Source organism: Pseudomonas fragi (genome assembly GCF_900105835.1).
GTDB classification, from domain to species: domain Bacteria; phylum Pseudomonadota; class Gammaproteobacteria; order Pseudomonadales; family Pseudomonadaceae; genus Aquipseudomonas; species Aquipseudomonas fragi.
Genome location: NZ_LT629783.1, coordinates 2,178,565 through 2,198,184, shown reverse-complemented (window position 1 = coordinate 2,198,184; position 19,620 = coordinate 2,178,565). Strand labels below are relative to the sequence as shown.

The 19,620-nt window shown below is 60.3% G+C and carries 23 protein-coding genes; 10 read left to right on the top strand and 13 right to left on the bottom strand.

Annotated features, from left to right (window positions below; translation table 11 throughout):
• Window positions 1-15: 15 nt before the first annotated feature.
• Both folM and BLU25_RS10065 read right to left on the bottom strand, forming a co-directional pair.
• Window positions 16-726 carry a dihydromonapterin reductase gene (folM, locus tag BLU25_RS10070; RefSeq protein WP_016781825.1) on the bottom strand — a complete coding sequence of 237 codons (711 nt, stop codon included), beginning with the start codon at window positions 724-726 and terminating at the stop codon, window positions 16-18.
• A gap of 88 nt (window positions 727-814) precedes the next feature.
• Entirely contained in the window at window positions 815-1,384 is a 570-nt protein-coding gene (locus BLU25_RS10065) for an antibiotic biosynthesis monooxygenase (RefSeq protein WP_016781826.1), read from the bottom strand.
• A 262-nt stretch (window positions 1,385-1,646) separates the two neighbouring features.
• Between BLU25_RS10065 and BLU25_RS10060 the strand changes: the two genes are divergently transcribed.
• Window positions 1,647-2,579 carry a MerR family transcriptional regulator gene (locus BLU25_RS10060; protein ID WP_029611536.1) on the top strand — a complete coding sequence of 311 codons (933 nt, stop codon included), beginning with the start codon at window positions 1,647-1,649 and terminating at the stop codon, window positions 2,577-2,579.
• Window positions 2,580-2,585: 6 nt separating this feature from the next.
• Here the strand turns inward: BLU25_RS10060 and BLU25_RS10055 are convergent, their stop codons facing one another.
• Both BLU25_RS10055 and BLU25_RS10050 read right to left on the bottom strand, forming a co-directional pair.
• Window positions 2,586-3,191 (bottom strand): hypothetical protein, encoded by a 606-nt coding sequence (locus BLU25_RS10055; RefSeq protein WP_016781828.1) that lies wholly within the window; start codon window positions 3,189-3,191, stop codon window positions 2,586-2,588.
• 58 nt (window positions 3,192-3,249) lie between these two features.
• Window positions 3,250-3,717 (bottom strand): PAS domain-containing protein, encoded by a 468-nt coding sequence (locus tag BLU25_RS10050; RefSeq protein WP_016781829.1) that lies wholly within the window; start codon window positions 3,715-3,717, stop codon window positions 3,250-3,252.
• A 100-nt stretch (window positions 3,718-3,817) separates the two neighbouring features.
• On the opposite strand from BLU25_RS10050, the gene BLU25_RS10045 reads away from it, so the two are divergent.
• Window positions 3,818-4,273, top strand: a complete 456-nt coding sequence (locus tag BLU25_RS10045) for a flavodoxin (RefSeq protein ID WP_016781830.1) — start codon at window positions 3,818-3,820, stop codon at window positions 4,271-4,273.
• Here BLU25_RS10045 and BLU25_RS10040 read toward each other — a convergent pair.
• Window positions 4,254-5,150, bottom strand: a complete 897-nt coding sequence (locus tag BLU25_RS10040) for a LysR family transcriptional regulator (RefSeq protein ID WP_016781831.1) — start codon at window positions 5,148-5,150, stop codon at window positions 4,254-4,256. The genes BLU25_RS10045 and BLU25_RS10040 overlap by 20 nt on opposite strands.
• 99 nt (window positions 5,151-5,249) lie before the next feature.
• Between BLU25_RS10040 and BLU25_RS10035 the strand changes: the two genes are divergently transcribed.
• The 3 genes from BLU25_RS10035 to BLU25_RS10025 all read left to right on the top strand — a co-directional run bounded on the left by BLU25_RS10035 (window position 5,250) and on the right by BLU25_RS10025 (window position 7,181).
• Entirely contained in the window at window positions 5,250-5,636 is a 387-nt protein-coding gene (locus tag BLU25_RS10035; RefSeq protein WP_016781832.1) for a CidA/LrgA family protein, read from the top strand.
• Window positions 5,626-6,312, top strand: coding sequence for an LrgB family protein (locus BLU25_RS10030; protein ID WP_016781833.1), 687 nt, complete (start codon window positions 5,626-5,628; stop codon window positions 6,310-6,312). Before BLU25_RS10035 ends, BLU25_RS10030 begins: the two co-directional genes overlap by 11 nt.
• Before the next feature lie 494 nt (window positions 6,313-6,806).
• Window positions 6,807-7,181: a hypothetical protein gene (locus BLU25_RS10025; protein ID WP_016781834.1), complete on the top strand. Its 375-nt coding sequence runs from the start codon at window positions 6,807-6,809 to the stop codon at window positions 7,179-7,181.
• Between the two features lie 12 nt (window positions 7,182-7,193).
• On the opposite strand, the gene BLU25_RS10020 is transcribed toward BLU25_RS10025, so the two are convergent.
• Window positions 7,194-7,988, bottom strand: a complete 795-nt coding sequence (locus BLU25_RS10020; RefSeq protein WP_016781835.1) for an IclR family transcriptional regulator — start codon at window positions 7,986-7,988, stop codon at window positions 7,194-7,196.
• 164 nt (window positions 7,989-8,152) lie between these two features.
• Between BLU25_RS10020 and hmgA the strand changes: the two genes are divergently transcribed.
• The 4 genes from hmgA (at window position 8,153) to BLU25_RS09995 (ending at window position 12,683) form a co-directional block, all read left to right on the top strand.
• A complete protein-coding gene (gene hmgA, locus BLU25_RS10015) occupies window positions 8,153-9,457 on the top strand; it encodes a homogentisate 1,2-dioxygenase (RefSeq protein ID WP_016781836.1) in 1,305 nt (434 codons plus the stop codon).
• 3 nt (window positions 9,458-9,460) lie between these two features.
• Window positions 9,461-10,765 (top strand): fumarylacetoacetase, encoded by a 1,305-nt coding sequence (gene fahA / locus BLU25_RS10010; protein WP_016781837.1) that lies wholly within the window; start codon window positions 9,461-9,463, stop codon window positions 10,763-10,765.
• 11 nt (window positions 10,766-10,776) lie between these two features.
• Entirely contained in the window at window positions 10,777-11,415 is a 639-nt protein-coding gene (gene maiA / locus BLU25_RS10005; RefSeq protein ID WP_016781838.1) for a maleylacetoacetate isomerase, read from the top strand.
• A 242-nt stretch (window positions 11,416-11,657) separates the two neighbouring features.
• Window positions 11,658-12,683 (top strand): Leu/Phe/Val dehydrogenase, encoded by a 1,026-nt coding sequence (locus BLU25_RS09995; RefSeq protein WP_029611537.1) that lies wholly within the window; start codon window positions 11,658-11,660, stop codon window positions 12,681-12,683.
• Here BLU25_RS09995 and BLU25_RS09990 read toward each other — a convergent pair.
• The 3 genes from BLU25_RS09990 to BLU25_RS09980 all read right to left on the bottom strand — a co-directional run bounded on the left by BLU25_RS09990 (window position 12,659) and on the right by BLU25_RS09980 (window position 13,993).
• On the bottom strand, window positions 12,659-13,051 hold the full coding sequence (locus tag BLU25_RS09990) for a MerR family transcriptional regulator (RefSeq protein WP_016781840.1): 393 nt from the start codon (window positions 13,049-13,051) through the stop codon (window positions 12,659-12,661). The two genes, BLU25_RS09995 and BLU25_RS09990, sit on opposite strands and share 25 nt — an antisense overlap.
• 30 nt (window positions 13,052-13,081) lie before the next feature.
• Complete coding sequence (locus BLU25_RS09985) at window positions 13,082-13,657, bottom strand: NAD(P)H-dependent oxidoreductase (RefSeq protein ID WP_029611538.1); 576 nt, start codon at window positions 13,655-13,657, stop codon at window positions 13,082-13,084.
• Between the two features lie 78 nt (window positions 13,658-13,735).
• A complete protein-coding gene (locus tag BLU25_RS09980) occupies window positions 13,736-13,993 on the bottom strand; it encodes a YebG family protein (protein WP_016781842.1) in 258 nt (85 codons plus the stop codon).
• A gap of 255 nt (window positions 13,994-14,248) precedes the next feature.
• Here BLU25_RS09980 and BLU25_RS09975 point away from each other — a divergent pair, with 255 nt between their 5' ends.
• Window positions 14,249-14,749 carry a phosphate-starvation-inducible protein PsiE gene (locus BLU25_RS09975; protein ID WP_016781843.1) on the top strand — a complete coding sequence of 167 codons (501 nt, stop codon included), beginning with the start codon at window positions 14,249-14,251 and terminating at the stop codon, window positions 14,747-14,749.
• Window positions 14,750-14,821: 72 nt separating this feature from the next.
• Here the strand turns inward: BLU25_RS09975 and BLU25_RS09970 are convergent, their stop codons facing one another.
• The 4 genes from BLU25_RS09970 to BLU25_RS09955 form a co-directional block, all read right to left on the bottom strand.
• Window positions 14,822-15,250 (bottom strand): HPF/RaiA family ribosome-associated protein, encoded by a 429-nt coding sequence (locus BLU25_RS09970; RefSeq protein WP_016781844.1) that lies wholly within the window; start codon window positions 15,248-15,250, stop codon window positions 14,822-14,824.
• 202 nt (window positions 15,251-15,452) lie between these two features.
• The gene (fecA, locus tag BLU25_RS09965; RefSeq protein ID WP_016781845.1) at window positions 15,453-17,789 is read right to left on the bottom strand and encodes a TonB-dependent Fe(3+) dicitrate receptor FecA; all 2,337 of its coding nucleotides are present in this window, start codon (window positions 17,787-17,789) and stop codon (window positions 15,453-15,455) included.
• A 226-nt stretch (window positions 17,790-18,015) separates the two neighbouring features.
• On the bottom strand, window positions 18,016-18,981 hold the full coding sequence (locus BLU25_RS09960; RefSeq protein ID WP_083369624.1) for a FecR domain-containing protein: 966 nt from the start codon (window positions 18,979-18,981) through the stop codon (window positions 18,016-18,018).
• Window positions 18,978-19,466, bottom strand: coding sequence for a sigma-70 family RNA polymerase sigma factor (locus BLU25_RS09955; protein ID WP_016781847.1), 489 nt, complete (start codon window positions 19,464-19,466; stop codon window positions 18,978-18,980). Before BLU25_RS09955 ends, BLU25_RS09960 begins: the two co-directional genes overlap by 4 nt.
• Window positions 19,467-19,620: the final 154 nt, after the last annotated feature.

The window sequence follows — 19,620 nt, the reverse complement described above, 5'->3', positions numbered from 1 at the left end:
TCCTCGCGGGGCGGCTTATTTTAAATGCCGGCCGCCGTTGACGGTCAGGGTAGTGCCGGTCACATAGGGGTTGTCCAGCAGGTAACGCAGGCCCTGGTAGATCACCTCGGCGCCGGGCTCGATGCCCAGCACGGATTTGGCCAGCGCTTTGGTGCGGTACGCCGCATCGTCGTCGGGGTTGAACATCAGCAAGGCCGGGGCGATGCCGTTGACTTTGATCTGTGGCGCCAGTTTAGCCGCGAATGACAGGGTCAGGCTGTCGAGCCCGGCTTTGGTTGCGCAATAGGCAATGTGCTTGCTGCTGCCCTTGCGTGTCACATCATCGCTGATATGCACGATATCCGCCGGGCTCGAGCGTTCGAGCAGCTCGCTGCAGTGCAGGTTGATCAGGTAGGGCGCGAGCATGTGGACGCTGAACATGTGCATGAACGCGCTGGTTTCTGTCTGTGGGGTTTCTTCCAGCCAGGCCGAGGCGTTGTGCACGATTGCCCGCAGGCTGTGGGTGTGGGCCTTGAGGCGCTGGATAAAATCGAGGATGCCGGCCTCATTCGAGAAGTCGGCAAACAATGCCGTCGCGCCCAGGTCCAGCAGGGTCTGCACACCGGGTTTTTCGCTGCGATAGGTGAAGATCACCGCATAGCCGTCTGCCAGCAAGCGCTGCGCACAATGCAGGCCAACGCGCTGGCCTGCGCCAGTGATCAGAATCGGTGCAGAAGAAGTGGGCATGACGGGCTCGGTGCAAAAAAGCCGGAAACAGTCGCGGCGCAAGGGTAAAACTATACCAGCGTCCGCGACCTTGCGCCCAAGCCCGGCTTCAGTGCCGTTGTGGTGCGATGCTGCTGCGCAGGGGTTTGCCCGCCGAACTGTGCAGCCAGCCCGCCAGCAGGTGCGTTGACAGCGGGATAAACAGATAAACCATCAGCGGCGTCAGGGCCAGGGTGCTGACCAGCACCCGCGGCACCAGGCTCAACTCGCCGAGCAAGGGCGCGCAGGCAAAGTTGAACAGTAATGAGACGGGGAAAAAGGCCAGCCAGATGGCAACGGCTTGTTTCCAGCGCGGTGGTCGCTGGCCGCTTGTGCCGAACCAGCCGTCGATGCCGCTGACCCTGTGCTCGTAAGGATGGGCGAACAAGTCACTGCCGCGCAGCAACCAGGCCTTGCGCGACACGGAATGCTCCCAGGCGTGCAGGGTGGCTTCGTCGGCAAAGCGGAAGATGATTTGAAATTCGTCGTCGCCGGGTGGCGGGGCCAGAACGCCTGAGCCCAGGTAGCCGGCAAAGTCCGTGGCCAGTTGTTCGCCTTCGTGCAGCCAGGCGATCAGTTCCTGATAGCGGCCTTTGGCGACACGGCGCGCTACCATCAAGGTGACAGGGGAGGTAGACATTGTGTATCTCCATGAGGCTGATGCTGCCCGGGTAGGGCAGGCATAAAACACAGCGCCGGGGTGGTGGGCCGTGTTCGTAAAAACAAGCAAGGATTGTTCCTGAATGCCCGCAGCGCTGTTTGTGGCAGCGGGCTTGCCCGCGATGGCAGCACCGCGGTTCACCTGACAGACAGCGCGGCCTGCATCGCGGGCAAGCCCGCTCCCACAGGGGCTCGAATGGCAGGTAGAATCCAGTTATCCCTTTCTGATTGTTGTCCTCCCGATGCCTGTAATGACTGAACTTGAGCCCATTGCCCAGGCTGATGATTGCCAGGGCCTGTATCCGATCAGGGAAGTGGCCAGGCTCACGGGGATCAATCCGGTGACCCTGCGCGCCTGGGAGCGGCGCTATGGTTTGATTGAACCAAAACGCACCGAAAGTGGGCATCGCCTGTATTCCGTGAGCGATATTGGAACAATTCGTCAGGTCATGAGCTGGCTTGAGCGTGGGGTTTCTGTCAGCAAGGTCGCGCAATTGCTTGCCAGCAGTCAGCCCGTGGATGACCCGCAACCGCTTGCCAGCGAATACAGCGACTGGCAAACCCGTATCGGTACAGCCCTGACGGCGTTCAACGAGCCTGAGCTGGAGCGCCTGTACGGTCAGATCTTTTCCAGTTACCCGATTGAAGTTGTGTTCCAGGGGATTTTCCTGCCGCTGTGGCAACAACTGTTCAGAACCCGGGACGTGTTTGGTCGCACCAGCGAATGGTTGCTATTGGACGGGTTCCTGCGCGGGCGGGTGCAACATCGTTTGCAATTGCAGACCCCGCAGGCCGGGCAGTGTGTGGTTGTGGTGGGCATGCCCGAGCTATGCCTTGAGCTTGAGCTGCTGGTCGCAGGCTTGCTGCTGAGCCGCCATGATCGGCTGGTCCGGGTGCTGGCTGTCGGCCAGCCATTGGAGGAGCTATCGCTGATTTGCCAGAAGCTCGAGCCGCAAGCCGTTGTGCTGTTTGCCAGCCACGCGCTGAGCACGGCGCAACAGCGCAGGCTGGTGCGGCTGGCGCAAACCTTGAACTGCTCGGTGTCGCTGGCCGGCGAGGCTGCGAATATGGCGCAAGAGGCGCTGACAGGGTCATCCATTGCTTGCCTGGGCAGCGAAGCGCGCTTGATCAATCAACGCCTGGACGCTGATCTCAAGGCCACCCTGGGCGGCTGAGCAATATCATATGTGCAGCCCGGGGTGCGTCAGACGGTGTTGTTGCAGGATGTACTGGCGTAGCCGCTCGGCTTCACTCTTGTCGCGCTCGCTTAGCCGGTAGGCATAAAGGCCCGGCTCGGTCTTGCGCTCCAGCGTACCGCGCAGGGCAATGCGCTCATATCCGCCTGGGCGGAACCACTGGGCAAATTGGCGGGGCGGCTGGCTGTCATGACGCATTTCGACCAGAACCCCCTTGCACGACAGTTCGGTGATCCACAAGTGGCCGGCTTTGCCGCGGATGTTTTCCAGTGGCACCGGCTCGGCCAGCGTCAGGCGCCAGGGGCGCGCTTTGGGCCCGTCTTCGAAGATGCTCGGGGCACCGAGTTGCAGGTGCTGGGCATGGAATTCGTCTTCAACCAGGCGCAGCGGAAAACTCATTTGCTGATTGGCGAATTGCGCCTGGATGGTCACCTGTTCATGAGCGGCAAGGCGTGTCAGCAAATCGCGGATTTGCGACATCCCGTTGACCATCAGGCTGGACGACGCATCCCGCACATTCAGCAGCGGGTTCTGGTGCATCGTTTGTATGAAATCCAGCTCGTCCTGAGTCAAAAGGGCATCGTGAGACATGGATGAGGCTCAAAAAATTGTCTGAAAAATCGTCATAGCGACTATCAGACCTCGATTTCTACGTTTTGTTTAATCCGCTCGTCGCCTTGAGCGCCTGCAGCTCGGCCTGTACAGCGGCCAGCTGGGCTTCGAGCTGGGCGACCCGCTGCTGGGCCTTGACCTGCTGGGTGACGTCTTTTTGCACGCCAATAAAGTACGTCAGCTTGTCGTTCTCATTGAATACCGGGGTGATCGACAGCTCATTCCAGAAGTGCGTGCCGTCCTTGCGGTAGTTGCGCAGCACCTGGCGGGTGGGCTGGCCGCTGGCAATCGCCTCGCGGATCAACTGCAGGCCCTGTTGGTCGCGGTCGCCGGCCTGCAGGAAGCGGCAATCCTGGTACAGGATATCGTCGCGGCTGTAGCCGGTGAGGGCTTCAAAGGCGGCGTTGGCATAGATCAGGATGTTGTCTTCACCCTCTTGTTCGGCAACCACAATGCCGTCCTGGGACGCGTCTACCATGCGTTGTAGCAAGCGGGCGTTGATCATGGGGTTGCTCTCCTTGGGGTGTGCGGACTGGCGCATGGTAAGGCATCGCTGCCAGACCTGTTAATATCCCGGGCTTTTAGTCAGTTACAGGATCAGATTGATGAAAGTCGCCATCCTTTCCGGCTCGGTGTACGGCACCGCTGAAGAAGTCGCCCGCAATGCGAAACAACTGCTGACCGATGCCGGTTTTGAGGTTTTGCTCAATACCCGCGCCACGTTGGCCGATGTCCAGGCGTTTGCTCCCCAGGCGCTGCTGGCCGTGACCTCGACCACGGGCATGGGCGAGCTGCCGGACAATCTGGTGCCGCTGTACAGCGCCATTCGTGACCAGTTGCCAGCCGCCTGGCGTGGGCTGCCCGGCGCGGTAATCGCCTTGGGTGACGAAAGCTACGGCGATACCTTCTGTGGCGGTGGCGAGCAAATGCGCGAGCTGTTTGCCGAGCTGGGCGTGCGCGAAGTACTGCCGATGCTGCGCCTGGATTCCAGCGTCACGGTCACCCCGGAGGAAGACTCCGAGCCGTGGATCGCGGACTTGATCAAAGCACTGAAGCCGTAACCGGGCGCTCACGCAGCAGCTCAAGCCAGGCTTGGGCTGCCCGTGACAGGTACGCGCCATCGCGCCAGATAAACGCGATATCCCAGCGCAAGTCATCCGGTGCAGCCAGTTTGAGGCGTACCACCCCGGGGCGCACCAGGCCGCGGGCCACTACGCTGGGCAGCAATACCACGCCCTGGCCTGCGGCCACCAGCGCCACCAGAAAATCCGCCTGACCGCTGCGCCCGCCTTCCCTGGGGGTAAAGCCAGCCTGCTGGCAGGCCTTGAGCACCCGGTCGTTGAGCACAAAGCTGCGCTGGTAAAGCAAAAATGGCGTATCAGCCAATTGTTCAAGGCGCACGCCCGGCCCCTCGGCCAGCGGATGATCGGCCGGGAGCAAAACGTCCAGCGGTTCGTCACAAAACGGCTGATAAGCAAACGCGGGATTTTTCGGCGTCAGGCTGCCACCCAATTCCAGCTCGCCGCTCAGCACGGCCTGCTCGATATTCAAGCTGCCTTCTTCGAGCAACTGCACCTGAATATTCGGATAGCGTCGTCGGTATTCGGCAAACAACCCGGCAAACAGCGTGTTGCTGCCCAGCAACGGCAGGCCTAGCCGCAGCTCCCCCCGGGTCATATGGCTCAGATCGTCCAGCTCGCTCAGCAATTCCCGGTGCAAGCGCAGCATGCCTTCGGCCCGTTGCAGCACTACATTGCCTGCCGCTGTTAGCCGCACCTGTGAGCCGGTACGGTCGAACAGCGGCGTGCCGAGGCTGTGTTCGAGCTGCGCCACTTGCTTGCTCACGGCCGACTGGCTGATGTGCAAACTGTGGGCGGCGGGGGTAAAGCCGCCCAGGCGGGCCACTTCGACAAAGGTGCGCAGGTGTTTGAATTCCATTGGTGTAATTCCAGTTTGGAATGGCTGCAAGTCTGACAATTCGTTTTAGGGATGTTAGCAGGCTCTTTAAACTGAAGGCCTGTCTGGAATGGAAAAATCATGAAACGCTTCGATGTAAAACGCCTGGGTCGGTTGGTCAGTGAGCTGGCCGTGCTGTTGGCTTTGTACTTTTTGGGTTGCCAGCTGGCGGCCTGGTGGCACCTGCCGATCCCCGGCGGTGTAGTGGGCATGGCGCTGCTGTTGCTGGCGTTTGCCCTGGGCTGGGTCAAGCCTGCAACCCTGCAATTGGGCGCCGGTGTGTTGATGGCTGAAATGCTGCTGTTTTTTATCCCGGCACTGATGAGCCTGCTCGATTACGGCGTGCTCGTGCGCGACGAGGGCTGGCGCATCCTGTTGGTGATCGGCGTCAGCACCCTGCTGGTGATGGTGGTTACGGCATTTACCGTGGAAGCCGTGTGCCGCTGGAGGCTGCGTCATGAAGTTTGAATTGATGCCCATGTTCTGGCTGCTGTTCACCCTGTTGACCTACGGCTTCAGCCGCTGGCTGTACCGGCGTACCGGGCGTTACCTGCTGTCGCCGCTGATTCTGGTGCCGGCCTTGCTGCTTGCCGTGGCCGTGCCGCTGCACACCGCCTATGCCGAGTACTCAAGCAATACCCATTGGCTGATGCTGGTACTGGGGCCGGTGACCGTGGCCTTTGCCGTGCCGATCTGGCAGCAACGCAAGCTGCTGGCGCGACACTGGGTGGCGTTGCTGCTGGGGATGCTGGCGGGCAGCGCGGCGTCCATTGGCAGTTCGTTTTGGCTGGCCCGGGCGCTGGCGCTGGACACCTCATTGACCATGTCGCTGGTACCGCGCTCCATTACCACCCCGTTTGCCATGCCGCTGGCCCAGGACCTGGGCGGCGTGCCTGAACTGACAGCGGTGTTTGTGATGTTTACTGGTGTTTTTGGTGCCTTGCTCGGCGGGATTCTGCTCAAGTGGCTGCCGCTGCGCAGCAGCCTGGCGCGGGGCGCGCTGTTTGGCATTGGCGCTCACGGTGCCGGTGTAAGCCGCGCCCGCGAAGTGGGCAGTGAAGAAGGTTCGGTGGCGGGGCTGGTGATGGTACTCACTGGCATCCTCAACCTGTTCGCCGCGCCGTTGCTGGCGATGGTGTTCTAGTTACTCAGCACACCACAGACCCCGTGGGAGCGGGCTTGCTCGCGATTGACCCAATGCGGTCTTGCTGGAGAACCGTGTCGATGCCATCGCGGGCAAGCCCGCTCCCACAGTTTCTTACGCGCATAAAAAAGGCCGCTGTAAAACAGCGGCCAAGGAAGACGTTCATCAAGGAGCTACAAATCAACGTCAGGGTAAATCGGTGGGCAGAGTCGATGCGACTCGATGCGTTGGGCGTGTGCCCGTGCTGGAACGTTCGACAAGAATAAGGGCTGGTCGGCAGAGGAGTAAGCCCGCTTTGGGACAATCTGTTTTACATCTTCGGCAACAGTTGTGTGGCTAAAAAGGCTTGTGGCTCAAGGACCTGGATACACGATAACTATGTATCGCAGGCCCCTGGCACGGATCGTGTTGAATGGGGTTTCACATGATTGCTCCCGGCAGCCTTTGTTGCAGCAAGACGCTGAACAGGCCGGGAGCACGGACAGGAGTTCATCATGAACACTCAGGATAACAACGCATTCATGACCGATAAATTCACCCTCAAACCCAGCCCGCAAGTGGTTGAGCGGGTGCGCGAATTTCTCAATGAGCAACTGCAGCACCTGGCACTGGACTGCGAAAACATTTATCTCAACACGGTCAACAACATTGTCGACATGACGGTCATCTACAGCCAGGACCTGCTGGGCCTGGGTATGGACACGCTGGAGTGGGGCACTGTGCAAGCACACAACGACTGGGAAACCGGGGTGTTCAGCAAGGGTGGCTCGTTCCAGGATATCCATCGGCTCGACCACCTGCCCATCGAGCGCATCGAACAGATGATGAGCGAGCTGCTCGATCAGGCCAAATACAAGTGGATGGTGTGATGCCGTGGGCCATCAGCCCGGCTGATACCCCATCCGCCAACTGATGGCCTGGCTGGCGGCCAGCAAGCGTTTGGCCGCTGGTCCGTTTTCATCGGCGTGAAACAGTGACGTTGGGCCAACCACGGTCAGTACAGCCGCCACCTGGCCGGTTGCATTGAATACCGGGGCCGACAAGGCATCGACACCAGGCATCAGCAAGCCATGCACGAAATGCAAACCGCGCTTGCGGATCTGGCTGCAAAGCGCGGTGTAGGCTTCAGGTGTTTGCAGCGGATGTACCTGATCGGTCTTGAACTCCAGTTCGCGCAAGTCGACGGTTTCGCGATCCGGCAAAAATGCGTTGAACACCAGCCCTGTCGATGAACTGAGAAGTGGCAAGACCGAACCCAGTTGGGTCACTACGGTGACTGCCCGCACGGCTGGCTCAATGTGCACCACAGTTGCCCCCTGATTACCCCACACCGCCAAAAAGCAGGTTTCATTCAAGTCGTCGCGCAGCTCGGCCAAAGGCAGGCTGGCGACTTTCAGCACGTCCATGCTGTTGAGCGCGGCCAGCCCCACGCGCAATGCCTCGCGGCCCAAACCGTAGTGGTTGGTGGCGGCATTCTGTTCGGCAAAACCGCTGGCGATCAGTGCCTGCAGGTAGCGATGCACCTTGCTCGCGGGCATTTGTACGTGTTCGGCCAGGCGCGACAGCGATGTCGAGGGGGACAGCTCGGCCAACGCCTTGAGGATGTCCGTGCCGACCTCGGCCGAACGCACTTTCTGCTTGCCGGTGCTGTCGGTGCTGCTGCGGGGCTTTTCCATGGAAGTGCTTATATCTCGGGACGAATGGGCGTCTTTATAGCTTGACGCTGAATACCAATCAAATTACGTTATGCGTAATCGAATTACGATAAAAATAACGCAGCGACGCGCAAACGCTTCCAGCGCCGGGCGCAGTCCGCTGCCTTCTCCATGCTGGAGGCTCCATGAACGTCGATTCGCCCTCGTCAGGTCTTGGCTATCAATCCGGGTTTGGCAACGAATTCAGCAGCGAAGCATTGCCCGGCGCCCTGCCGGTGGGTCAGAACTCCCCGCAAAAAGCCCCCTACGGTCTGTACGCCGAATTGTTCTCCGGTACGGCGTTCACCATGGTGCGCAGCGAGGCGCGGCGTACCTGGATGTACCGCATCCAGCCATCCGCCAACCACCCGGCGTTCGTCAAGCTGGAGCGGCAATTGGCGGGAGGCCCGCTGGGGCCGGTGACCCCCAATCGCTTGCGTTGGAACCCGTTGCCGATTCCAGATCAAGCAACAGATTTTATCGACGGCCTGGTGGGCATGGCGGCCAATAGCGGGTCGGAAAAACCTTCGGGCATCAGCATCTACCATTACCGCGCCAATACCTCGATGCAGCGGGTGTTTTTCAATGCTGATGGTGAGTTGCTGCTGGTGCCCGAACTGGGCCGCTTGCGCATTTGTACCGAGCTGGGGCGCCTGGATCTGGAACCACTGGAAATCGCGGTGATCCCCCGTGGCCTCAAGTTTCGCGTTGAGCTGCTCGATGCCCAGGCTCGCGGCTATGTTGCCGAGAACCACGGCGCGCCGCTGCGCCTGCCCGATCTGGGGCCGATTGGCAGCAATGGCCTGGCCAACCCCCGGGATTTCCTGACCCCGGTTGCCCATTACGAAGACACACGCCAGGGCACGCCCCTGGTGCAAAAATTCCTCGGTGAGCTGTGGGGCTGCGAGCTGGACCATTCGCCGCTTAACGTGGTGGCGTGGCATGGCAACAACGTGCCGTACAAATATGACCTGCGCCGCTTCAACACCATCGGCACGGTCAGCTTCGACCATCCCGACCCGTCGATCTTTACTGTCCTGACTTCGCCTACCAGCGTGCCGGGTCTGGCCAACCTCGACTTCGTGATCTTTCCTCCGCGCTGGATGGTGGCTGAAAATACCTTCAGGCCACCGTGGTTCCACCGCAACCTGATGAACGAATTCATGGGCCTGATCCAGGGCAGCTACGACGCCAAGGCCGAAGGCTTCCTGCCCGGCGGTGCGTCGCTGCACAGCTGCATGAGCGCCCACGGCCCGGATGGCGAAACCTGTACCAAGGCGATTGCGGCCGAGCTGCAACCGAGCAAGATCGACAACACCATGGCCTTTATGTTCGAGACCAGCCAGGTGTTGCGCCCAAGCCGGTTTGCCCTTGAATGCCCGCAATTGCAATCGAACTACGACGCTTGCTGGGCCACGCTGCCCGTGACCTTCACCCCGAATCGGAGATAACCCATGACCCAGACCACTCTTGCCCGAAGCTGGATCAGCTCTGCCAACGGCCACCGCGATTTCCCGTTGCAGAACTTGCCGCTGGGAATTTTCAGCATTGGCGGGTCGGCACCGCGCAGCGGGGTTGCCATTGGCGATGCGATTTTCGATCTGGAGGCCGGGCTGGCGGCGGGCCTGTTTGAAGGCCCGGCCAAGGTGGCGGTTGAAGCTTCCCTGGGCGGCGCGTTGAATGCTTTTTTCGCCCTGGGCCGCAGTGCCCGGGTCGCCCTGCGCGAGCGCTTGCTGGAACTGTTGGTCGAGGGCAGCACCCTGCGTGGCAAAATCGAAGCCCTGGGCACGCGGCTGCTGCCACTGGCGGCGGATTGCCAATTGCATCTGCCGGCCAAAATCGGCGACTACACCGATTTTTATGTCGGCATCGAGCACGCCAAAAACGTCGGCAAGCTGTTTCGCCCCGACAATCCGCTGCTGCCCAACTATAAATATGTGCCGATTGGCTACCACGGTCGCGCTTCGACCATTCGCCCCTCTGGTGTTGAAGTACGCCGCCCCAAAGGGCAAACCCTGCCTGCCGGGCAGACCGAGCCGACCTTTGGCCCGTGTTCACGGCTGGACTACGAGCTGGAACTGGGGATCTGGATTGGCCAGGGCAATGACATGGGCGACGCGATCCCGGTCAGCGAAGCAGGCGAGCATATTGCCGGTTTCTGCCTGCTCAACGACTGGTCGGCGCGGGATATCCAGGCCTGGGAATACCAGCCGCTGGGCCCGTTCCTGTCCAAGAGCTTTATTACCAGCATCTCACCGTGGGTGGTGACCGCCGAAGCGCTGGAGCCGTTCCGCCGTGCACAACCGGCCCGCCCTGAAGGTGACCCGCAACCACTGGCTTACCTGCTCGATACCAAGGACCAGGCCAGTGGCGCGCTGGATATCGAACTGGAAGTGCTGCTGCTGACCGAGGCGATGCGCGAACAGAACCTGCCAGCCCATCGCCTGGGCTTGAGCAACAGCCTGAACATGTACTGGACTGCGGCCCAACTGGTGGCTCATCACAGTGTCAACGGTTGCCAGTTGCAGTCCGGTGACCTGTTTGGCTCGGGGACCTTGTCGGGCCCCGACCGCTCGCAACTGGGCAGCCTGCTGGAAATCACCGAAGGCGGCAAACACCCGATCGAGCTGGCTTCGGGTGAAGTGCGCAAGTTCCTGGAAGATGGTGACGAAATCATTCTGCGTGCCCGCTGCACCCGTGAAGGTCATGCCTCCATCGGTTTTGGCGAGTGCCGGGGCAAGGTTGTTGCCGCGCGCTAAAGGAGCGGGCTATGGAACTCTTTACTTATTACCGCTCAACCTCGTCCTACCGGGTACGTATTGCGCTGGCACTCAAGGGTTTGGATTATCGAGCGCTACCGGTCAATCTGATCGCGCCGGCTGGCGGTGAGCACCGTCAGCCGGCGTACCTGGCGATCAACCCGCAAGGCCGCGTACCGGCCTTGCGCACGGACGAGGGCGATGTGCTGACCCAGTCACCGGCGATCATCGAATACCTCGAAGAGCGTTACCCGCAAGTGGCGCTGCTGTCTGCCGACCTGACCGTCCGTGCCCGGGAGCGGGCGGTGGCGGCGCTGGTGGCGTGTGATATTCACCCGTTGCACAACGTCAGCGTGCTTAACCGGCTGCGTCAATTGGGGCACGATGAAGCGCAGGTGGGGGAGTGGATCGTTCACTGGATCAGCCAGGGGCTGGGCGCCATTGAACAGTTGATCGGTGACAGCGGTTATTGCTTCGGGCCACAGCCCGGGCTGGCGGATGTATATTTGATCCCGCAGTTATATGCGGCGCAGCGGTTTAACGTGCCCCTGGCGGCGTACCCGCGCATTGCCCGGGTGGCGGCGCTGGCAGAACAACATCCGGCGTTTATCTCGGCGCACCCGGCCAGTCAGCCCGACACCCCGGCCTGACCCCACTCTGTGTGTGGGAGCGGGCTTGCTCGCGATGGGAGCGACGCGGTCTATCTGTCAGACCACGGCGATCCCATCGCGGGCAAGCCCGCTCCCATAACAAGCCCGCTCCCACAGGATGTGCTCCCTTGTGGATATGTCCGAAACCCTGAAAAGCGCACAGGCTTATGCCTGCGCACTTCAACGAATTTTCTGGCGCCGCCTATACTGGCGAATACCCATAATCGTTCGAGGGCCTGATGATGTTTGCTCTCATGCAAAGCGCTCAGCTTGAGTCGCTGCACCTTAGTGTAGACCCCGTTACAGGCCTGAAAGCCGTAATTGCCATCCATAACACTCGCCTGGGGCCGGCATTGGGGGGTTGTCGCTATCTGGCTTACCCCAATGACGAAAGTGCGGTGGGTGATGCTGTCCGCCTGGCGCAGGACATGAGCTACAAGGCGGCGCTGGCCGGGCTGGCCGTGGGAGGGGGGCAAGCCGTGGTGGTGCGTGCGGCCCACGTCGATAGCCGCGCGGCGCTGTTCGAAGCCTTTGGTCGCTGTGTAGACCAACTGGACGGGCGCTATATCACGGCAATCGACAGCGGCACATCAACGGCAGACATGGACTGCATAGCGCAGCACACCCGGCATGTGACCAGCACCACTGCTGCCGGCGACCCTTCGCCCCATACGGCGATGGGGGTGTTTGCCGGAATCCGCAGCACGGCGTCGTCGCGCCTGGGCAGTGACAACCTCGAAGGCTTGCGGGTGGCAGTGCAGGGCCTGGGCAAAGTGGGTTACGCCCTGGCCGAACAACTGCATGCTGCGGGTGCCGAACTGCTGGTGTGCGATACCGACCCCGGCAAAGTGCGCCTGGCCATGGAGCAGCTGGGGGCGCACCCGATTGCCTGCGAAGCCTTGCTCAGCACCCCCTGCGACATTCTTGCGCCGTGCGGTCTGGGCGGGGTGTTGAACTGGCACAGCGTGGCGCAATTGCGCTGCTCGGCGGTGGCCGGATGTGCGAATAACCAGCTGACCAATCTGCAAGTGGCCGATCAGTTGGAGCGGCGAGGCATTTTGTATGCGCCCGATTACGTCATCAATTCCGGCGGGCTGATCTATATGGCCCTGACCCATGAAGGTGCAGCCCCCGAGGCCATCAACCAGCAGTTATTGCAGATCAGCCAGCGTTTGACCGGCATTTATGCCCATGCCCAGGCTGAAAAACGCTCACCGGCACGGGTTTCTGACGAGCTGGCACATCAATTGTTGTATCCCAAGGACTGAACACAGGCCAAGTCCAGCTCCGGACCTCCCAGGGCAAAGCGAGCCTCAAACTCGACCAGCCCCGCATGCACCTGTTGCAACGCATCTATCTGGCCCATTACGGCGTGTTTTTTCCGGGCGATGGCGTTGCTTACGACCTGCCACGGCAGCGTTTGGCCGCGATGCTGATCAAGAATGGCCTGCATTTCCTTGAGCTTGAAGCCCAACTGCTGCGCGCACTTGATAAACATCAGCAGTTCAACGCTTTGCTCGCTGTAGACGCGATAGGCGCCACGGCGTTGCGGCGCAGGTAGCAGACCGATGTCTTCGTAGTGGCGAATGCTTTTGACGGTGGTGCCCGACAACTGGGCGGCTTTGCCGATATACATGAAAAGTCCTTTTAATCGCCGCCCGCTGGCTTAACGCGTGGCGAGCTGGTGTGCCGCCTGAAGCCAGGCGTCTCTTTGCCCGGGCGTGGCGTTCAGGATCGGGCCAAATGTCAGGGTAGCGGTGGGTTTTATGCCACAAAATGCCAGTGTGGTTTTGCGAACCTGATGCAGCCCCGGCATGCGGTACACCCATTGGTAGTACCACGGCGGGGTGTCCATCGTCACCAGCAGGTGTGCGCTGCGGCCTTTCAACAATTTTGCGGGGAAGGCCTTGCCCTCACGGTATTGAAAGGCAAAACCGGGCAGCAGGATGCGGTCGAAAAAACCCTTGAGCAATGCAGGGATCCCGCCCCACCAGATCGGGTAGACCAGCACCAGGTGTTCGGCCCAATGGATATTGGCCTGAGCCTGCAGCAGGTCAGGCTCCAGCGCCTGGACCTGCTGGTAGCCTTCGCGCAGCACCGGGTCGAAGCGCAGATCGCCCAGGCGCATGACGCGTACATCATGGCTGGCATCCTTGGCTGCAGCTATATAGCTGTCTGCCAGTGCGCTACAGAAACTGTGGGTGCCGGGGTGACCGAGAATGACCAGTACTCGCTTGCTCATCATGACGCCAACCTGAAAGGGGGCCTTTGAGGGTAGGGTCTGCCCCGTAGGGGAGAGTCAAGCGAGTACGCGGCAGTCTTACTCGCTGTCGACCAGCAACTCGGACAGGGCGTCCGGCTGGCTCTTGAAGGCCTTGGCAAACACATCGCGATTTTTCGCCATGTAGATACCGGCTTCTTCGACTTGTTGCTCGTTCAGGGACGGCACTGCTTTTTGCAGCACTTCGGCCAGCAACTCTGCCAGTTCCAGCATTTTGTCATGACGGTCAGCTTCGGCTTTATCCATGAACAAACGCTCCAGATCTCGGCTGCTGCGGTATACCACTTCGACGGCCATTTACCACCTCATATGCCTTCACGTAAATTATCTAGCGATTACTGTATTTATATACAGAGAAAAGGATAAGCCAATCGCCAGCATTTGAATAGCGGCTTTTTCAATGTAGCTGTAAATGGCATGCCCGATCGGGCCAGAGGTGCCTTATGGGCGGCGGTCACCATCTCAACAGCAGTGACTGGCCTTTTTTCTGCATGTAAAAAGCGTCATGTGCATCGCGGATGATCCGTTCGAGTCGATTCAAGGAGCTGCATCGTGAGAGTTAACAAAGCTGAGAAGCTACGTCGCCAGGTTCATGAACTGGCCGAGTCGATGGGCAATCTGTTCGTCGAAACCTTCCATTACCTGGCGCTGTTTGCCATTGGCGCGGTCACTGCCTGGGCGGCGGTGATGGAATTCCTTGGGATGGTGGAGAAGGGCAACATCACGATTGATGACATCCTGTTGCTGTTTATCTACCTCGAGCTGGGCGCGATGGTCGGGATTTATTTCAAGACCAATCATATGCCCGTGCGCTTCCTGATTTATGTGGCGATCACGGCGCTGACCCGTTTGCTGATTTCCAACGTGTCCCATCACAACCCGCCGGACATGGGCGTGGTGTACCTGACCGGGGCGATCCTGTTGCTGGCGTTTGCCATCCTGGTGGTGCGTTATGCCTCGTCGCAGTTCCCGTCGGTGAAGATCGAGAACCCCCATCGCAAGACCGGTGCCGGCTCCGGTGAGCACCCGGAAGTGGAGAAGGGCGAACTTTAAGCGGTTTGCAGGCATGAAAAAGGCGGGCCCACCGAAGTGGGCCCGCCTTTTTTGTGCGTCCAGGACGCCTAATCAGCTGATTTTATCGAGTTCTTTTTCTTTCTCTAAAAACTCTTCTTCGAGCAAGTCGTCAGCGGTCTGTTTTGGCTCTTTTGCCTCAAACCCTTCCGGGGCGAGGGTGGTTGTGCGTTTGCCACGCAGCTTGCCGAACAGGTGTTCCAGAGCGTGCTCCAGCTTCTGGGCGGCACCCTCCACGGCCTGGGTCAGCGAATCAGCGTCGTGGGAAACAAGAATTGGCTGGTGTCCTTTAGGTCGAGCCTCCATTTTGCAGCGTTTGTCCTTGGGACCGGACTTGCCGCCATTTTCATCACTGAGATGGACCTCGACCCGGGTCAGATCTTCCAAATGGCGTTCGAGCGTGACTTCAACAGTTGCAGTAACCCAATCCTGGGTGCGTTTGTCACTGTCGATGTGTTTATCGGAAAAGACGTGAGTAAGCATAGTTCTTCCCTTATATAAGCGTGCTCGTGTGAGGTCTGACGGCCTTGAGTGTACAAAGGTTCATCGTCATCGCTCAGTTACAGTGTTTGGGCCGATGAGCAAATATTTCAAGCACTATTTTCAGGAAGTCTTGCAAGTCGTGACCGGTGTCAGTCTTTGCCTGTAGGAAAAGCCCGCGTGTGCGGGCTTTAGCCGATTTAAATCAAAATGCGACAGAAGTCTGCACATAGAGCGTGCGTGGCTCGCCCACGTATTTGCCCTTGTTGTTGTCGTCAAACGAGCGGGTGTAGTACTCGTGGTTGAGGATGTTTTTCACCCCGACCGCCACGTTCAGGTCGGACAGTTGATGGCCGAAGTCATACCCCACGCGGCTGTTGAACACCATGTAGCCCGGGATCAGACCGGTGCTGCCGTCGGCGCTTTCGGCGCGGGTGTTGGCGTTGTCAGCGAACTGGTTGCTCTGGAAAGTGCTGTCCAGATTGGCTTTCCATGGCCCTTCGGTGTAGCCGACGCCGAGGCTGCCTTTGTTTTTTGAGGAGAACGGCACACGATTGCCCTTGTTCGGCCCATCTTCGCGGATGGTCGCGTCAACATAGGCGTAGGTCGCGTACACGTCGAACCCCGCCAGTACCGGGCTCAGGCCGTCGAGTGCGTAGTTGACGCTGGCTTCGATGCCTTGATGACGGGTCTTGCCCCGTGCGATCACTGTATCGGTGGTCTGGTTGCTGTCGTATTGATTGTTGAAATTGATCAAGAATGCGCCGATCTCCGCGCGCAGGTTGCCATTGTCGTAGCGTGTGCCGATTTCCCAGGTGCGCGCTTTCTCCGGTTTGACTTCGCCGCCGGTCACGCGGTTAGGCATCTGGCTGTATTGCACGCTGCCGAAGGAACCTTCGGTGTTGGCGTACAGATTCCAGCTGTCGGTGACGTGGTACATCACGTTCAGCGCGGGCAGCGGGGTGTTGTAGTCGCCCTTGTATTTGACGTTGGTCAGCAGATTGGTTTGCTGCTGTTCGATCATTTCGTAGCGAATGCCGGGGGTGAAGGTCCATTTGCCGATGTCGATCTTGTCATCGATAAAGAACGCATGGGCCTCGGTGGCGCCACGGGTGTCGCGGTCATTGCGGCTGTTGGTGGTGGGCAGTTCGTTGGCGGCAATCGGCGTGCGGTAGCGCAGTTCATGGCCGGCTTCGTTGATATAGCGATAGCCCGCGCCTACTTCGTGGCTGCTGTTGCCCAGGTCAAAACCCTGGGCGATGCGGGTTTCGATACCGCGCACCCAGTATTCGCGGGGGGACAGCGAAAGGAAGCTGCCCTGGTCCAGATAACCGCTGCGCAGGGTCTTGGTAAAGAAGCTGTTGACCGTGAATTCACGGCGGTCTTGCTGGTAGCGATAACCGAAGTTGACCAGGGTGCGACGGCCCCAGAACTTGTCGTTGGGGCGGGTCGACTGATAGGGGTCGGCCCTGTAGGCCGCGGTGCTCAGGCCGCCAGGCATATCGGCTTCGCCATCGTAGTACTGGGCCATGGCGTGCAGGCTGTTGGCTTCGTCGATCTGGTAGTTGCCCTTGAGGATCAGGTCGTCGATGCGCGTGTCGCTGTGCTGGCGCCAGTCGCCGCCGCGTACACCGGAGTACAGCAGGGCGCCGCCCAGGCCGTTGTCGGCCGTGCCGCCGGCCAGCAGGTTGGCGGTTTTCTTGAAGCCATCCTGGGTGGAGGACGGGCTGGTTTCGGTTTGCAGGCCGACTTTTACCGTCGGCTCGTCGGGAATGGCGCGGGTCACGAAGTTGACGATACCGCCGACGTTCTGCGGGCCATAACGCACGGCACCGCCGCCACGCACCACGTCTACCGCATCCATATTGCCCATGCTGATGGGGGCAAACGACAGCTGTGGTTGGCCGTAGGGGGCGAAGGGCACCGGAATGCCGTCCATCAACACGGTCGAACGGGTTGCCAGGCGCGGGTTGAGGCCGCGGATGCCGAAGTTCAGGGCCATGTCGTGGCTGCCGGTGCCGTTGTTTTCCGGAGCGTTGACGCCGGGGATACGATTGAGCACTTCACGCGCGCTGGTGGCACCCTGGCGTTCGAATTCCTCGCGGCGGATCACGTCACGGGCGCCGGGGTGCTCGAACACATCGGTCTGTGCTGCGTCACCGAGCCAGTCACCGACCACGCTGGAGGTGCCCAGCTCGATGCTGGCAGGGGCTGTGGCAGCCGTTGCCGGTTGCAGGCTGAATGCGCCCTGGCCTTCGGCGCGGGCTTGCAGGCCGGTGCCTTCGAGCAGGGCCTGCAGGCCTTGTTCAGGGTCATAGGTGCCTTCTAGGCCCTTGCTTTGAATACCGCTGGCGGCGGTGGAGCTGAACGAAATCAGCACCCCGGCTTCGCGTCCAAACTGGTTGAGGGCATTTTCCAGCGTAGAAGGTGCGATGTGATAAGCCTTGGTGTCGGCAAACGCCATCGGCAAGACGCTGAAACTCAAACTGGCACCCAGTAGCAAACGGGCCAGGGACGTAAGGCGGAAGGGCTGAGCGGGCATGAAGGGATCCTGTGAGGATGAGAATCGAAGTGGCTTGCCTTCTCTGTCACGCCAGATCCGAAATCAGCTCACATTTTTTGAAATTAAACTCAGACCCTTTGTGGGAGCGGGCTTGCCCGCGATGGCAACCACGCGGTCTGTCTGGCACACCGCAGCGATCCCATCGCGAGCAAGCCCGCTCCCACAACAAGCCCGCTGCTACAACACGTCCGTTCACACAGAGCCGTTACACCCGCGCTTCCACCGTTACCCAATAGCGGGTAAAGCGCTTGATCCGCACCGGCAAGCTGACCGCCAGCAGGTCCAGCACGCGCTCGCTGTCGTCCACCGGGTAGGTGCCGGAGATCAGCAGGTCGGCAACCTTCGGATCGCAGTTGAGCTGGCCACGGCGATAGCGACCCAGTTCGGCGAGAAAGTCTGCCAGGCGCATATGCGCAGCAACCAGCATGCCGTCAGCCCACGCCCCGCTCCCGGCATCGAGCGGGCGTGGAGCATTCCAGGCCTGGCGGTTGAAGCTCAGTTGCTGGTGCGGTTCGACCCACAATGCACTGCCCGTATGCGCCGTTGGCATCAACGCAACCCGCCCCTCGAACACGGCGATTTCAGTACGGTCGCCAAATTGGCGCACATTCAGGCGCGCCGCCTGGGGTTGCAAGGTGCCGTGGGCGGTACGCACCAGCAGAGGGCGAGAATCCCGGGCGGCAGTCAGCAGCATTTCGCCTTCGAGCAGGCGGATCACCCGCTGCTGTTCATCAAACTGCACATCGACCGCGCTGGCGGTGTTGAGCTGGACCTGGCTGCCGTCTTGCAGTTGCACGTTGCGCCGCTGCCCCACCGGGCTGCTGAAGTCTGCCAGCAGCGGGGTGACGGGCAACTGCTCGCGCAGGCCCCAGGTCAGCGCCGAGCCAGCGCCTAAAAGCAGCAACAGCTTCAATGCCTGACGGCGGCTGCTGCTTTTAGGCGCGTTCAAGGCCGCATGGGCCAGTGGCGACGATAAACCGCGCAAGCGCTGGTTGATGCGCTGGATATGCTCCCACGCCCGCTGATGTTCAGCATGGGCGTGCAGCCATTGCTCCCAGGCCTGCTGGCGCCTGGGGCTGAGTGCGCCGCCCTGCATTTCTACCAGCCAGCTGACTGCTTGTTCGGCCACCGCCGCGCCGATGTCGGGCGGTGCGTTGAATGCACCGTTCACAGGGCGAAGTAGCAGCGCAGGGCTGCCTTGCTCAAGTGACGTTTGACCGTGGCAATCGAGATGCCCAGTTGAGCGCCAATTTCGGCGTAGCTCAAACCATCGACCTGGGCCAGCAAAAAGGCCCGTTTGACCGGAGAGGGCAGGCCGTCGAGCAACTGGTCAAGCTCCATCAGGGTTTGCAGGATGATCGCGCGTTCTTCTTCACTGGGGGCGACCTGCTCGGGCATCCCGGCCAGGGCCTGCAGGTAAGCACGCTCCAGGTCCTGGCGGCGGTAGTGGTTGAACAGTACGCGCTTGGCCACCACGGTCAAAAACGCCCGGGGTTCGTTCAGGGGTGGGGTCTCGCGCGCGGTCAGCAGGCGCATGAACGTGTCCTGGGCCAGGTCGGCGGCACTCTGCGGGCAACCGAGCTTGCGCCGCAACCAGCCCGTGAGCCAGCTGTGATGGTCCTGATACAGAACCTCGACGGTGTTTGACTGCGACAACGACCACTCCGGCTGCGCTGAATAACGCTTTAGAGAACAAGAATTGTTCGCATTGTAGTAGTGGCTTATTGCATTGAGCAATCACCACTTATCAATGGTCGTCACGCAGCCCGTCATCTGCTTTTGCATATGAGAATATTTATCATTAGTATCG